18 protein-coding genes are annotated in these 14,084 nt (G+C 66.9%); 9 read left to right on the forward strand and 9 right to left on the reverse strand.

Annotation, left to right across the window (positions count from 1 at the left end; all coding sequences use genetic code 11):
- Positions 1 to 68 precede the first annotated feature (68 nt).
- Together crcB (JF781_RS00615) and crcB (JF781_RS00620) are read left to right on the forward strand one after the other, a co-directional pair.
- Complete coding sequence (gene crcB, locus JF781_RS00615) at positions 69 to 467, forward strand: fluoride efflux transporter CrcB (RefSeq protein ID WP_225326464.1); 399 nt, start codon at positions 69 to 71, stop codon at positions 465 to 467.
- Positions 464 to 847 carry a fluoride efflux transporter CrcB gene (gene crcB / locus JF781_RS00620; protein WP_225326463.1) on the forward strand — a complete coding sequence of 128 codons (384 nt, stop codon included), beginning with the start codon at positions 464 to 466 and terminating at the stop codon, positions 845 to 847. The genes crcB (JF781_RS00615) and crcB (JF781_RS00620) overlap by 4 nt, the downstream gene beginning before the upstream one ends.
- Here the strand turns inward: crcB (JF781_RS00620) and JF781_RS00625 are convergent, their stop codons facing one another.
- Genes JF781_RS00625 through JF781_RS00635 form a run of 3 tightly spaced genes read right to left on the reverse strand, consistent with a single transcriptional unit; the run spans position 848 to position 2,763 of the window.
- Positions 848 to 1,465 (reverse strand): GNAT family N-acetyltransferase, encoded by a 618-nt coding sequence (locus tag JF781_RS00625; protein WP_225326462.1) that lies wholly within the window; start codon positions 1,463 to 1,465, stop codon positions 848 to 850.
- A gap of 40 nt (positions 1,466 to 1,505) precedes the next feature.
- Positions 1,506 to 2,375 (reverse strand): LLM class F420-dependent oxidoreductase, encoded by an 870-nt coding sequence (locus JF781_RS00630; protein ID WP_225326461.1) that lies wholly within the window; start codon positions 2,373 to 2,375, stop codon positions 1,506 to 1,508.
- A 31-nt stretch (positions 2,376 to 2,406) separates the two neighbouring features.
- A complete protein-coding gene (locus JF781_RS00635; RefSeq protein ID WP_225326460.1) occupies positions 2,407 to 2,763 on the reverse strand; it encodes a DUF488 domain-containing protein in 357 nt (118 codons plus the stop codon).
- Positions 2,764 to 2,818: 55 nt separating this feature from the next.
- Here JF781_RS00635 and JF781_RS00640 point away from each other — a divergent pair, with 55 nt between their 5' ends.
- Positions 2,819 to 4,093 (forward strand): DUF222 domain-containing protein, encoded by a 1,275-nt coding sequence (locus tag JF781_RS00640; RefSeq protein ID WP_225326459.1) that lies wholly within the window; start codon positions 2,819 to 2,821, stop codon positions 4,091 to 4,093.
- 3 nt (positions 4,094 to 4,096) lie between these two features.
- Here JF781_RS00640 and JF781_RS00645 read toward each other — a convergent pair whose 3' ends face one another.
- Positions 4,097 to 5,017, reverse strand: coding sequence for a CoA ester lyase (locus JF781_RS00645; protein ID WP_225326458.1), 921 nt, complete (start codon positions 5,015 to 5,017; stop codon positions 4,097 to 4,099).
- Positions 5,018 to 5,356: 339 nt separating this feature from the next.
- Between JF781_RS00645 and JF781_RS00650 the strand changes: the two genes are divergently transcribed.
- From JF781_RS00650 to JF781_RS00660, 3 genes are all read left to right on the forward strand, one after another.
- Positions 5,357 to 5,629: a WGxxGxxG family protein gene (locus JF781_RS00650; RefSeq protein WP_225326457.1), complete on the forward strand. Its 273-nt coding sequence runs from the start codon at positions 5,357 to 5,359 to the stop codon at positions 5,627 to 5,629.
- A gap of 239 nt (positions 5,630 to 5,868) precedes the next feature.
- On the forward strand, positions 5,869 to 6,435 hold the full coding sequence (locus tag JF781_RS00655) for a hemerythrin domain-containing protein (protein WP_225326456.1): 567 nt from the start codon (positions 5,869 to 5,871) through the stop codon (positions 6,433 to 6,435).
- Positions 6,436 to 6,455: 20 nt separating this feature from the next.
- Positions 6,456 to 7,919, forward strand: coding sequence for a YdiU family protein (locus JF781_RS00660; RefSeq protein ID WP_225326455.1), 1,464 nt, complete (start codon positions 6,456 to 6,458; stop codon positions 7,917 to 7,919).
- Between the two features lie 2 nt (positions 7,920 to 7,921).
- On the opposite strand, the gene JF781_RS00665 is transcribed toward JF781_RS00660, so the two are convergent.
- The 4 genes from JF781_RS00665 to JF781_RS00680 are packed head-to-tail and all read right to left on the reverse strand — an operon-like array spanning position 7,922 to position 10,129.
- On the reverse strand, positions 7,922 to 8,749 hold the full coding sequence (locus JF781_RS00665; RefSeq protein WP_225326454.1) for an LLM class F420-dependent oxidoreductase: 828 nt from the start codon (positions 8,747 to 8,749) through the stop codon (positions 7,922 to 7,924).
- Positions 8,750 to 8,788: 39 nt separating this feature from the next.
- Positions 8,789 to 9,187, reverse strand: coding sequence for a DUF4267 domain-containing protein (locus tag JF781_RS00670; protein WP_225326453.1), 399 nt, complete (start codon positions 9,185 to 9,187; stop codon positions 8,789 to 8,791).
- A 58-nt stretch (positions 9,188 to 9,245) separates the two neighbouring features.
- Positions 9,246 to 9,518: a hypothetical protein gene (locus JF781_RS00675; protein ID WP_225326452.1), complete on the reverse strand. Its 273-nt coding sequence runs from the start codon at positions 9,516 to 9,518 to the stop codon at positions 9,246 to 9,248.
- Positions 9,519 to 9,532: 14 nt separating this feature from the next.
- Positions 9,533 to 10,129, reverse strand: a complete 597-nt coding sequence (locus JF781_RS00680) for a TetR/AcrR family transcriptional regulator (RefSeq protein WP_225326451.1) — start codon at positions 10,127 to 10,129, stop codon at positions 9,533 to 9,535.
- Positions 10,130 to 10,227: 98 nt separating this feature from the next.
- Between JF781_RS00680 and JF781_RS00685 the strand changes: the two genes are divergently transcribed.
- Positions 10,228 to 11,232: an oxygenase MpaB family protein gene (locus JF781_RS00685; protein WP_225326450.1), complete on the forward strand. Its 1,005-nt coding sequence runs from the start codon at positions 10,228 to 10,230 to the stop codon at positions 11,230 to 11,232.
- Here JF781_RS00685 and JF781_RS00690 read toward each other — a convergent pair.
- Positions 11,213 to 11,557 carry a DUF732 domain-containing protein gene (locus JF781_RS00690; RefSeq protein WP_225326449.1) on the reverse strand — a complete coding sequence of 115 codons (345 nt, stop codon included), beginning with the start codon at positions 11,555 to 11,557 and terminating at the stop codon, positions 11,213 to 11,215. The genes JF781_RS00685 and JF781_RS00690 overlap by 20 nt on opposite strands.
- 105 nt (positions 11,558 to 11,662) lie before the next feature.
- Here JF781_RS00690 and JF781_RS00695 point away from each other — a divergent pair, with 105 nt between their 5' ends.
- Entirely contained in the window at positions 11,663 to 13,120 is a 1,458-nt protein-coding gene (locus tag JF781_RS00695; protein ID WP_225326448.1) for a phospholipase D-like domain-containing protein, read from the forward strand.
- A gap of 80 nt (positions 13,121 to 13,200) precedes the next feature.
- Entirely contained in the window at positions 13,201 to 14,064 is an 864-nt protein-coding gene (locus JF781_RS00700) for a phytanoyl-CoA dioxygenase family protein (RefSeq protein ID WP_225326447.1), read from the forward strand.
- Positions 14,065 to 14,084: the final 20 nt, after the last annotated feature.

Here is a 14,084-nt window from a genome sequence, read left to right on the forward strand (position 1 = left end):
GCCTGCGCCGGTCGGTACTCCCGCCATACGCTGCGTAGCGCACCGGCAAACGAAGGGAATCGACGCCAGTGGCGCAACGGGACTATCGCGAATTGGCCGCGGTGTTTGCCGGTGGGGCGCTGGGCTCCCTGGCCCGTGCCGCACTGAGCGCCCTCGCCGGCGGCGACCCAGGGAGCTGGCCGTGGCCGACGTTCACGGTCAACGTCGTGGGGGCCTTTCTGGTGGGTTATTTCACGACCCGACTGTTGGAGCGGTTGCCGACGTCGAGCTATCGGCGCCCCTTGCTCGGCACCGGATTGTGCGGTGGCTTAACCACTTTCTCCACGATGCAGGTGGAGACGGTGCGGATGATCGAGCACGGCCATTGCGGGTTGGCCGCCGGCTACACCGTCACCAGCATCGTGCTCGGGCTGCTGGCGGTGCACCTGGCCACCAAGTTGGTGCGCCGGGTGCGGGTGCGTCAATGACCGCCGCCGCGGCGACGACGGCGCTGGTCTGGCTGGGCGTCGCGCTCATCGGCGGCATCGGATCGGTGCTGCGCTTTGTCATCGACCGTGCGGTGGCGCGCCGGGTGTCCCGGCCGTTCCCGTTCGGTACCCTCGTCGTAAACATCAGCGGCGCAGCGCTTCTCGGCTTCCTCGGCGGTCTGGCGCTGAACAAGGAGGCGGCCCTGCTGGCTGGCACGGCCTTCGTCGGCGCCTACACCACGTTTTCGACCTGGATGCTGGAGACGCAGCGACTCGGCGAGGAGCGCCAACTGCGCTCCTCGCTCGCCAACATCGTCTTCAGCGTCGTGCTGGGCGTAGCGGCGGCGTTCATCGGGCAGCGCCTTGCCGAGCTGATCTAGTCAGGCGCGCGGGACGTCGTCGGGGGTGCGCGGCAGCACGTACAGCGCCATGCGGCGATTCGCCATGTCATGCTCGCCGAGGAATGCGCAGCCACCACGCTCACAGAACTTGCGCGCCAACGCATTGCGGTGGTCGGGATCGAACATGATTCGGCGACACCGCGGGTCGAGGGTGAAGATGCCGCCCACCAAATGCGGCAGCAGGTACCCGACGTGTCCCCGCTGGATGTAATCCAGGTCGGCGACCGCGACGTGCAAACCCAGGTCGTGAGGATCGTGATTGTAGCGAGTGGCGATGGAATCCTTTGCCGCTCTGTATAGCTCGATATATGCGCGGTCCACCGCGTCGTGCATCGCCAGGAAGGGACGAGAAAAGTCACCCTGAAGTTGCGCCCGCAGGTAGCGATGCCACCGCGCCACCGGCCAGTGCGACTCCCAGGCTTCGATCAGGTGCGGGCGGCTCATCCACTCGGAGATCATGTCGGCGTCGGCACCCGGGTCGGCAAGTCGCAAACCGTACGGCTCGGGTAGGTCCGGGATGGGGGGCGGCGGGACGCTACGGATCTCCTCGGGAAGGTCGGTCAGTTCCCGCGGGAGGATGGGTTCGGCGTCACTCATTTCTGCGCCTGAGCCTACGACGCTGCTGGTCGAACGCGCTTCAGCGGGGGACCATCCACTTCTGCGCCAGCGCGGAAACCCACTCGACTGCCGCCTCGGGCTTGTCCGGGGGCGCCTCGACGAGAACCAATTCGTCGATGCCCAACTCGGCGAGGGCGACGATCTCACCCACGCTCGGGTCGCGCAGCGCCACCGAGAGTCGCAGCCGGGTATGGTCCCGGCCCGATTCCGCGCACAGTTGTTCCAGCTTGGCGATCCGATCGCGCACCGCTGCCGGGCCGTCGAGATTGAACCCGTACCAGCCGTCGCCCCACATCGCCACGCGCCCCAGTGCCGCATCGCTATTGCCCCCAACCACAATGGGGATACGACGATCGCGCAGCGGCTTGGGATTAACCCGAATGGAGTCGAAACGGACGGCCTGCCCCTCAAACGAGGCGATGTCATCACGCCACAATGTGCGCATCGCGCCAACGTATTCGGCGGTGCGCGCACCACGATGCGCGAACGGCACTCCGAGTGCGGCGAATTCTTCCCGGGACCATCCGACGCCCACTCCCAGCGTCAGCCGCCCACCACTCAGCCGGTCCAAACTGGCGGCCTGCTTGGCGACCAGCACCGGATTGTGTTCGGGCAGCAGGAGCACGCCCGTCGCTACGCCGATCCGGGATGAGGCGGCAGCGGCGAAGCTCAGCGCGATCATCGGGTCAAGCCAATCCGCTTGGGCGGGAACGGCAATGACGCCGTCGTCGGAATAGGGATAGCGCGAAGCGGGTCGGTCTACCATGACGACGTGCTCCCCTACCCAAAGGGTGGCGAAGCCGCACTCATCCGCAGTTGACGCGACGGCATCGATCACCGCGCGGTCGGCGCCGGCGCCGATCCCGAGCGCATGCAATCCCAAACGCATCGCACGATCGTCTCACGGTGAGAACTGGCGATCACCGGCTTTTCAGCAGCTTCGCCAGGACGGCCGCCTGGCTGATGTCAACCTCGCGAGTCGCGGTGACCAACGTGACCGGACCCCGCTTGGCTAGCTTGCGGAGCTCCTCCAGCGCGGCGCTGTCGCGCAGTTCCGCCTTGTAGCGCGAAGCGAATTCGTCGAACCGTTCGGCCCGGTGTCGGTACCACTCGCGGAGGTCCTTCGATGGCGCGACCTCCTTGCACCAGATACCCACCCGCGGGTCGTCCTTGCGCATGCCGCGCGGCCAGACCCGATCGACCAGCACGCGCTGACCCTCGTCAGCGCCGACGTCGTCGTAGACCCGCACGACTCGGATCCGCCCTCTGGGGCTCACATGCCCAGAGTAGCCATGGGCCCGCTTGTCAGTGGGCACAATTACTATCGAAAGTATGTTCGAGGAATTGACCGCCGTCGATCCGGCAGCCGACGAATCGTCGCTGGTAGAGCGCATCGCCGAGCTGGAGACGCTCAAGTCCGCGGCGGCCGCCGGCCAGGCCCGGGCGGCGGCCGCTCTGGACGCGGCGCGTCGAGCCACCGAAGCGGCCACCGGGGTGCCCGCCGCGCGCCGCGGACGCGGCGTGGCAAGCGAGGTTGCCCTGGCGCGACGGGACTCCCCCGCGCGGGGCGGCCGGCATCTGGGTTTCGCCAAAGCCCTGGTGCACGAGATGCCGCATACGCTGGCCGCGCTGGAATGCGGGGCCCTGTCGGAGTGGCGGGCGACGCTGATCGTGCGCGAGAGCGCATGCCTGGACGTCGAGGACCGCCGCGCCTTGGACGCGGAAATGTGTGCCGACCCGGCGAGCCTGAGCGGCATGGGCGATGCGCGAGTGGCCGCGGCCGCAAAGGCGATCGCCTACCGGCTCGATCCGCATGCCGTCGTCGAGCGGGCGGCCAAGGCCGAGAACGACCGCACCGTCACCATTCGGCCGGCGCCCGACACGATGACCTATGTCTCGGCGTTATTGCCGGTGGCTCAGGGGGTTTCGGTGTATGCGGCGCTGCGCCGCGAAGCAGACACTTGCGGTGACGGGCGCCCGCGCGGGCAGGTGATGGCGGACACCTTGGTGGAAAGGGTGACCGGCCGCTGCGCACCGGTCCCCACCCCGGTCGCGGTCAACCTGGTGCTGTCCGACGAAACGCTGCTTGGCGGTGGCGATGTGCCGGCCGATATCTCCGGCTACGGTCCCGTTCCCGCGGCGGTCGCCCGCAGCATGGTCGCCGCGGCCGCCGCCGATCGACGTTCGCGAGCGACTCTGCGCAGGCTCTACGCGCATCCCCAGGCCGGGGCGCTGGTGGCGATGGAATCACGGGCACGACTCTTCCCGCAGGGCCTGGCCGCGTTCATCGGGCTCCGCGATCAACACTGCCGCACTCCCTACTGCGACGCGCCGATCAGGCACCGCGACCACGCGCAGCCGTGGGCCGTCGGCGGCCCGACCACCGCGGACAACGGCCTCGGATTGTGCGAGCACTGCAACTACGTCAAGGAAAATGCGGGGTGGCGGGTGCGCACGAGCGTCGACGAAAACCATACCCATACAGCACTTTTTACGACGCCCACGGGCAAAACCTACCGTTCGACGGCGCCGCCGCGCGGCCCCACCATCACGATGAGCAAGCTCGAAGTCCGCGTCGGCGTCGCGCTCGCGCGACATGCGGCGTAGCGCTCAGTAGTGATAGGTGTCCGACGGCGCGGGTGAGTGATCGCGTTCTTCCTCGTCGATGTCCAAGGCCTCGATGCCGTACGCGCGAGCCAGCTCGAGAATCTTGGTCGCGCGCGCGATGCGGGGCAGATCAGAGCCGTTGCGGATCTCTCCCCCGTCACGTTCGAACTCGGCGAAAAACTCTTTCGCCCAAGATATTTCGTCCTGCGACGGGGATAGACCTTCATTGACGACGGCGCACTGGTCGGGCGTCAGGCAGATCTTGCCGGTCATCCCGAACTGGGTGGAGACCGCCGTGGCCTCGATCAGTTTCAGCGGATTGGAGCCGATGGTGGGGCCGTCGATCGCGCTGGGCAGGTCGGCGGCCTTGGAGGCGATGGTGAAGCGGGATCGCGTGTAGGCCAGGGTCGCCGGGTCGTCCCCGAAACCGGTGTCGCGGCGGAAGTCCCCGATGCCGAACGCCAGCCGGAAGGTTCCCTTGGTCGCCGCGATCTCGGTGATGCGCTCGAGGCCCCGCGCCGTTTCGACCAGGGCCACGATCGGCACATCGGGGAGCCGTTTCGCGGTCTCGGTGACGTGGTCGACCGATTCGACCATCGCCAGCATCACCCCGCCGACCGGCGTCGCGGCAAGGGCGGCCAGGTCGTCCGCCCACCAGGGGGTGCCGAAGCCGTTGATGCGGACCCAGTCGACGTTGCCGGCGCCCAGCCAACTCACCACGTTGTCGCGTGCGGTGTGCTTGTCATTGGGCGCGACGGCGTCCTCGATATCGAAAACGACGATATCGGCGCGGGAGTGCACCGCGGACTGGAACCGGTCGGCATGCGTGCCGTTGACCAGGAGCCAGCTCCGGGCCAGTACCGGGTCGATGCGAGAGCCGATGTCTTCGGATTCGGCGGCGCTGCTGTTGACCTGTTCGTCCATATCGGCTGATCTGTCGTCTTCTCGTGGTTTCAAATGGTGGACGTGTGTCCTTAACCGTAGCGATGTCCCGGAACAATCGGTCGGGCAAGCCCCGCGGACGCCATGGCGACTCGGCCGCGGCGCCGGCCGAGTTCCTGACCGGAGCGGCGAATCACTGGACCGGCCAGCAAACGAAACCGGCCCGCGGTCGCGTTTCCCGGTGGCAGCGCGGGGTAGCCGTCCCCTTGGACGTCGCGACCGTTGTCGCACGTCTTTCTGCGGAGACTAGAGCACCCTGGTCTCCAAATGTATCTCGATCAGCCGTCTGGGCTTCGACCGAGAAAATCCATAGGAGTAAATATGCGTAGGACCATCGCCATCGTTTCAACCACTGGGGCGCTGTTGTTGGGAGGAGCCGGTGTCGCCAATGCCGCCGGCCCGAGTGCTCCGGCGCCGTCGCCCGCTACAACGACGTTGGCGGACCACAACGACGATCAGCACAGCGACAACAGCGGGCTGTGGGGCCTCGTTGGCCTGCTCGGTCTGGGTGGGCTCGCCGGACTGATGCGCCGGAAGGACACCGCTGCCGGCACCGGCGTCGGACCGGTCTCCCCTCGCGACCGCGGCGTCTAACCCTTCGTCTCACCCAGATGTCCGTCGGGCGCTGCGCGCCTGACGGGGATTTGGGTGGACACCGGTCCGGTTATCGAAATACGTTGTTCCCCAACGTCTTCCGGTTTTGGCGCGTCCCGCGGAATGCGTCCCGCACTGCGGGGTGCCGTTTGGCCGCGTGCGCAGCGGGTATACGTCGCGAAGCCGCACACAGCCCAGCGTGCGTTTCACAACTCCCGAATTCACTGGAGGTATCGGCGATGGCCGACATGATTATCCAGTCGCCCGACGAGGTCGTCGCGTTCCTGAAAGCACAGCACAACCTCATCGAGGACATGTTTGACCAGGTGTTGCACGCCACGGATCCGAAAGCGCGTGAGGAGCCGTTCGCGGCGCTGCGCCAATTGCTGGCGGTACACGAAACCGCCGAGGAAATGATCGTGCATCCGCGCGCACGCAAGGAGGCCGACGACGGCGAAGCCCTCGTCGACGCCCGCCTGAAGGAAGAGCATGAGGCCAAGGAGCTGCTGTCACAGATCGAGCAGCTCGACGTCACCTCGCAGCGGTTCATCGACGAACTCACCAAACTGCGCGAAGCCGTGCTCGAGCACGCCAAGCAGGAGGAGACCGAGGAATTCCCGGTCCTCACGCAACAGCTCGATACCGACGATCTCAAGCGGATGGGAACGGCGGTGCGCGCCGCCGAGGCCATCGCCCCAACCCACCCCCACCCGGGCGTGGAGTCGGCAAAGCTGAATTTCGCGCTCGGCCCGTTTGCCTCCATGCTCGATCGCGCCCGCGACCTCATCGGACAAGCCATCGGTTGAATTTCCGTAGGCTCGGTCACATGAGCGTTGCCCCGGATACCACCGTTGCCCTGCAGGACCGGTTTTTCCGTGAATTGCCGGAAATGGCGGTCCGCTGGCAAGCCGAGACGTTTCCCGAGTTGCGGTTGCTCGTGCTCAACGACCGGCTCGCCGAAGGGCTTGGGCTCGACGCCGCCTGGCTGCGCGGCGACGACGGGCTGCGCTTCCTGACGGGCAACCGGGTGCCCAGCATGGCCGCCCCCGTCGCGCAGGCCTACGCGGGGCATCAGTTCGGCGGCTTCGTCCCGCGATTAGGCGATGGGCGTGCGCTGCTGCTCGGCGAGCTCGTCGACACCGACGGGCTGCTGCGCGACATCCACCTGAAAGGTTCTGGCGCCACGCCGTTCGCCCGCGGCGGGGACGGCCTGGCGGCGGTGGGGCCAATGCTGCGCGAATACATCGTCAGCGAGGCGATGCACGCTCTGGGCGTGCCGACGACACGAGCGATGGCCGTGGTCGGCACCGGGCGGCCGGTTTATCGCGAAACCACACTGCCGGGGGCGGTGCTCACCCGGGTGGCCAGCAGCCACCTGCGGGTGGGCAGCTTTCAATACGCGGCGGCCACCGGCAACAAGGAGCTGCTACGCCGCCTCGCCGACCACGCGATCGCCCGCCACCATCCCGGCGCGGCCGAGGCCGAACGCCCCTACCTGGCGCTGTTTGAAGCGGTCGTCGCGGTCCAGGCCGCGCTGATCGCCCGCTGGATGCTGGTCGGATTCGTTCATGGCGTGATGAACACCGACAACACGACGATCTCGGGCGAAACGATCGACTACGGACCATGCGCCTTCATCGAGGCCTACGACCCCGACACGGTCTACAGCTCGATCGATTTCTGGGGCCGCTACGCCTACGGCAACCAGCCGGCCATCGCCGGCTGGAACCTCGCGCGCTTCGCCGAGACACTCCTTCCGCTGCTCTCGGACAGCACCGAGGAAGCCATCGCACTGGCGGAGCAGTCGTTCGGGGTGTTCCAAGCCCGCTATGACGCGGTGTGGGCCTCCGGGATGCGCGCCAAGCTCGGCCTCTCCGCCGGCGTCGACGCCGAATTCGCGACGGCGTTGGTCGAGGAATTGCTCGTGCTGCTCAAGCAGAATCACGTCGATTACACGTCGTTCTTCCGCCGGCTCGGCCGGGCGGCGAATGGTGATGCCGAGCCCGCGCGCGGACTGTTCATGGACCTGGCCGGCTTTGACGACTGGTTGGCGCGCTGGACGGCCCTGGGTCCCGACGCCGACGCGATGGACCGCGCCAACCCGATCTACATTCCGCGTAACCATCTGGTCGAGGAGGCCCTCACCGCGGCGACGGACGGCGACCTCGGTCCCTTCGAGCTGCTCCTGACGGCGGTGACCGAACCGTATGCAGAGCGACCCGGTTTGGAGCGTTACGCCAGCCCCGCCCCCGAAGACTTCGGCAAGTACCAAACCTTCTGCGGCACTTAGCTTTACGCTAGCTTGCCGAACTCGGCCTGCAACGCGTCGAGGCGTTGCAGCGTCTGATCCCGCGGCTCGGTCGGCAGGTTCACCAAGAGGTGTTGCAATCCCAGATCTCGGTAGCCCTCGAGCTCTGCCGCCGTGGCTGCGCCGCCATGGAAGTGGATCACAGGCACGTTCTGGCCGACCAGCTCGCGCAGCCGGTCCAGCTGAGGCGATAGCTCTTGCACCGAGCCCGTCATCGAGAGCCAACCCGCGTTGAGCCGCGCGATACGTTTGAAGCCCGCGGGTCCACAGCCCAGGTACAGCGGCGGATACGGTTGCTGCACGGGCTTGGGCCAGCTGTAGATGGGGTCGAAGTTCACGAATTTCCCATGGAATTCCGCTTTTTCGGTCGTCCATAGCTGGATCATCGCGTCGAGCCGCTCGTCGACCACGCGTCCGCGCACCGCGGGATCGACACCGTGGTTGGCGATCTCTTCGCGCAGCCATCCCACGCCCACGCCGAAGCGAAATCGTCCCTGCGACACCAGGTCCAGCGACGCCACCTCTTTCGCGGTGTGGATCGGATCGCGCTGCGGCACCAACGCGATGCCGGTGCCCACAACGAGCCTCTCGGTGACCGCCGCCGCGGCCGTCAGCGCGACAAACGGATCCAGCGTGCGGAAGTACTTCCGCGGAATCGGGCCGCCACTGGGGTACGGAGTTTTCGCGTCGACCGGGATGTGCGAGTGCTCGGCAAGAAAGAGCGATTCAAACCCGCGCTGCTCGAGCGCCTTCCCCAGGTCCGCCGGACCAATGCCCTCGTCGGTAACAAACGTCAGCACACCGAAGCCCATGCCGCTCAGTCAACCGCATCTGCGCTCGGCTGTCAGCATTCAGGCAGGCGCTGGCGCCTCGCCCGTCCGCTTGGTCGGACGCGCCGCGCCCCACAGCCCGGTGGCGATCCCGACGGCGGCGCCGCCCAGGCCGATCAGTTGCTGCGAGGGCTTCAACTCGCGGTGCACGCTCATCCCGCCGACCAGGTCGGCCGCATCGGCCCCGGCGGAGGCCAGGAACCAGCCGCGGGTGTTTTTCCCGCGCAGCGCCGCGGCCGCGAGCAGTGCACCGATCAACGCGTCGCGATAACCCATCGACCGCAGCAACAGTCGCGCCGTCGGCGTCGGCTCGTCCGGGTCGCCCCACAACTTGTTTGCGCGCAGAGGATCAACGAGAAACGAAATGCCGGAGGCGAGCCGAATGGTACCCGCGGAGAGGCCGAACCGGTCGATTGACATGGTCTGAGAGCCTAGAAGCAAACCGTCCTCTCGCGCACGCATTCGATCCGAAAGTCGGTCATGGCACCGGACACGCGTCGGCGATCTGCAGCGCGGCCGGCCACAACACCGTGGCCACCCCGAAGGCGATGGCGTCGGCGGCGGCGGGCGACACCACTTCTATCCTTGCCTGAATTCGCTGAGTCTGTTCGGGGTGAATAACGGTCCACGCGAACCCAATACAGAGGTAGGGAATCGCCAGCCACACGGCGAGTTCGATCAGCGCGCCGACGCTGACCTTGTGCCCAAGGATGCGCCGAACGGGGTCCATCGCGTGTTCGATTTGGCCCATCACCGCACTCCCCGCTACCGCAACACCAGCTTCAGAGCGTAATCGACGACGGCGTCGAGATCACTGCCCAAATGACCTGCGAGCCACTGCTGGGCGAGCTCGGCCATCGCGCCGGTATACATCGCCGCGGCGACCTCGGCGGCCACCGGATCGGAACCCGGGTTGAGACGCCAGCCCTCGGTCAGCACACCCTGGCGCAGCATGTCCTGGGTGGCGCGGCGCCGGGAGGCCAGCACCGGGTTGGTGCGCGCATCGGTGAACAGCACGCGGCCGCGGCGCGGGTCGGCCGAGGAGAAGCCCAGCACGGCCGCGATGCCGGCGCGGGTCCGGGCCCGCAGCGATTCCCCCGCCTCCTCGATGGCGGCCGCGATCACCTCGCCGAGCTGCTCACTCACCAGGTCGTAGACCGCCCCGAGCAGATCGTCGGTGTCGCCGAAGCTCTCGTAGAAATATCGGGTGTTCAACTCGCATTCCCGGCAGACCGAGCGCACCGAGACGGCCGCCTCCCCGGCACTGCCGAACAGGCGATAGGCGGCCTCGACGAGCAACGCACGACGCTCGGCGCGGCGGTCTTTGAGCGGCACACCGGCCCACCGGGTGGGACTCGACATCCCTACAGCGTAGGTCGACACGGCGCGGGTCTTGTCACACCTGTAACCTAAACATATTCTGGTTACAGTCGTGACCAGAAATCTCAAGGGAGTGCTTTGTGTTCCTGCCACACCAGATAGTCGGGCAGATGATCAACAAGCGGTTGGACGACACGATGCGGCGCCGCTTCTTCCGCGGCATGGAGTTCGCCGCGCCCGTCGGCGATCCGGGCTGGTTCGGTCCCGACAGCGCCGTGTGGCGCGTGCATTCGCACCTGCCCGCGTTGATCTTCGGCCTGTATTGCGCCGCCTTCATGGAGTCCCTGGACCCGTCGATCTACTGGATGGGCATGCACCATTCGCGACTGATCAAGCGCGACAGCAACGGAAACCCGATATCGCGGGTGCCGCAGATCGACCCCGAAGGCGCCGCGACGCGGTTGGGCCACTCGGTCGCGTTCTTCATCGGCACGGCGTACGGGTCGACGGAAACCGCCGAGCGCCTGGCGGCGTCGGTGCGCGCGATGCACCACACCATCAAGGGCACTCGTCCCGACGGAGCCCGCTACGACGCCGACGATCCCGAGTGGCTGCGATGGAACTATGCGACGGTCGTCTGGGGGCTGGCCACCGCGCACGAGCTGTATCACCCAATGCCGTTGCGCGGCAAGAAACTCGACCGCTACTACGGTGAGTTCGTCCGGGTCGGACATGCCCTGGGTGGCACCGATCTGCCGACGACCAAGGCCGAGACGCTCGAGTGCCTGGAGTCGTACTTGCCGAAATTGGCTGTCACCCATGGGAAAGCGATGGGCACCGGCCCCAACGTCGCCATGCCGCAGGCCGCCGTCGACTGGGCCATTCGCGACACGATGCCGAAATGGGCCAAGCAACTCCTTCAGCACCGTGACTGCAACATCATCGAACGCACCGCCCGTCGTGCCGCGGTGTGGTCGATCATCAACGGGATCAACGCCGCGTCGGGCCCGGCTCCGGAGTTTCGGCAGGCGCAGGCCAGGGTCAAGGGGGGCACCACCGTCCCCCACACCGTGCCGACCTACGTGCCCGGCACCGATCAGGTCCGCACCCGCTCCGAGGTGGAGCTCAGCTTCCAGTCGGGCTAGTCGCCTGGCCGACCGGTTGCCCCAGGTGCTGGGGGCAGTAGGCGCTCGCCGCGATCATGGTGAACTGGGCGGCGCCATCCACCGTGAATCCTGGATTGCTCGACGACACGTTGTGGATGACGTCGACCTGGGGATGGCCCTCGTCCATCAGCTCGCATGCCCTTTTGCCCACCCCCACGGCGGTGGCCGGGCTTTCATAGGTGATGCCGGCCTTGTTCAGCGCGGCTAAAAAGCTCGCATCGGAGGCCGAGTCGCCGGCCGGATCGGCGTGCGCAGGCGTGGCCACACCGATGAGGGCGACGAAACTCGTGAGCACTGCAGTCATGCGCATGGCTCCATCCTCATATAGGGCCGCCTGGGCGAAGGGCCTGGGTGTGGTACACAGTGGCTATGTCCGCGCTGACCCATCAACGTCGTTGAGAGCCCCGGCGTGCAGGACGACCGACTGCTGACGCCCGGCCAGACGTGCTGGCGCACGGCACGCGCCGAAAGGTTCGCCCCCATCGTCGACGCGGCGGACTACTTCAAACACGTCAAGGCGGCGATGCTGCGCGCCCGCCACCGGATCATGTTGATCGGCTGGGATTTCGACTCCCGGGTGACCTTCGAGCGCGGCCACAAGACGCTGCCCGGCCCGAACCAGCTGGGCACCTTCCTTTATTGGATGCTGTGGAAACGGCCGGGTCTGGATATCTATCTGCTGAAGTCCAATTTGCGCCTGCTCCCGGCGTTCGATGGCCTCTGGTTCGGGCTTGCCCCGGTATCGCTGGTGAACCAGATCAGCAGCAAGCGAATGCATTTCGCCATCGACGGCGTCCACCCGCTCGGCTCGGTGCATCACCAGAAGATCGTCGTCGTCGACGACGCGGTGGCGTTCTGCGGCGGCATCGACCTCACCCTCGACCGATGGGACACCCGCTCCCATGAGCATGTCAACCGTCAGCGCCGCACGGGGAGCCGCAGCTACGGGCCGCGGCACGACGTCGGGGCCGCGGTCGACGGCGAGGCGGCGCGGGCCCTCGGCGAGCAAGCGTTGGCGCGGTGGAAGACGGCGACGAAACAAGCGTTGGCACCCGTTGAGGCACGGCACAGCGCGTGGCCCGGCAAGCTGGAACCGACACTGCGCAACGTGGACGTCGGGATCGCGCTCACCCTGCCCGAACTGGAGGATCGCCCCGAGGTCCGCGAGGTCGAGGCGCTCAACCTCGCCGCCATAGCGGCGGCCCGCGACACCATTTACGTGGAGAACCAATACCTGGCGTCGCGCACCATCGCCGAAGCTTTGGCTGCGCGACTACGGGAAGCCGACGGCCCGGAGATCGTCATCGTGCTTGCCCGTAAGGGCAACAACCCGCTCGAGCGGGGAACGATGGACAGCGCACGCCACCGCCTGCTTCAACAGCTGTGGGAGGCCGACGAGCATGACCGGTTGGGTGTCTACTGGCCGGTGACCGACCGCGGCGCGCCGATCTACATCCACTCCAAGGTGCTGGTGGTCGACGATCGGCTGCTGCGGATCGGGTCATCGAATTTCAACAACCGGTCGATGGGGTTCGACAGCGAATGCGATGTGGCCATCGAGGCGCGACCGGCCCATTCCGATGATGATGATGTGCGCCGCGAAATCGTCTCCGTGCGAAACGGTTTGGTGGCCGAGCACCTGGGTGTGCCGCCGGGCGAGCTCGAAGGGGCGGTAGCCGAACACCGATCGGTACACACGGCCATCGAGGCGCTTCGAGGCGACGGCAAAACCTTGCAGCCCTTCACCGAGCGCACCGTGGCCGATGAGGCGGGCCCGCTGGCCGAGAACGAGCTGATGGATCCCGACCACGTGCCACGGTCGCTGGGCCGAAGCGTGCAACGCTTCATCACCGGGCTTCGGGGTTAACACGCGGGCGATTGGGTGTGAGTCGAGCCGGACTCGGCCTAGTCTGGGCAGAAGTGCCAGTGGACTAAGGACGAGCACCAATGAGCATCGACGACGAATCCGTCACCACGTTGGAGGACCTTCGGGGCGACCTGGCGCAGCGCTACAGGCGGACGCCGACGGGCGGAAGCTCGGTCGACAGCGCGGTCGTCGAGGCCGACATGGCCGCGCTCGACCGCGACGGGTACGTCATTTGGGAGAATCTGCTCAGCGCCGAGGAATGCGGGCACATCCGTGAGACCGTGCGGCCTTGGCTCGGGCACACCGGACGGAACTCTTTCGAGGGCCGGCGTACCCAGCGGATCTACAGCGTGCTGAGCAGGACGCGGGTGTGCGACCGGCTGGTCGACCATCCCCGCGTACTCGCCGCTCTCGACCGGTTGCTGATGCCCAATTATCTGCTTTCGGCGTTGCAGGCCATCAACATTCAGCCCGGCGAGACCGCGCAACTGGCCCACCATGACGACGGCTTCTACCCGATTCCGCGCCCGCGGGCGCCGTTGGCGGCCGCCACGATCTGGGCGATCGACGACTTCACCGCCGACAACGGCGCCACGGTCCTGTACCCGGGCAGCCATCGCTGGGGTAAGCGCAGGCCGGACGCTGAGGACCAGGCGTTGCCCGTCGTCATGCCCGCCGGTTCGTGCGTCTTCTTCGTCGGCACCCTGTGGCATGGCGGAGGCGCCAACAACACTGCCCACGAGCGGCTTGCGATCACCGCTCAATACTGTGAACCGTGGCTGCGGCCGATGGAAGCCTATACGTTGTCGGTGTCGCGCGAGATCGCGCGCACCGTCTCCGATGACATCCGCCGCATGCTCGGCTACAGCATCCACCCGCCGTTCGTCGGCAATGTTGATGGCTTGCATCCGTTGCGGCTGTTGGGATCTGAGTCCGAGTCTTAGGTCCGAGACAGCGCCCACCG

It is taken from the genome of Mycobacterium sp. WUMAC-067 (genome assembly GCF_020217485.1).
Classification (GTDB): Bacteria; Actinomycetota; Actinomycetes; order Mycobacteriales; family Mycobacteriaceae; genus Mycobacterium.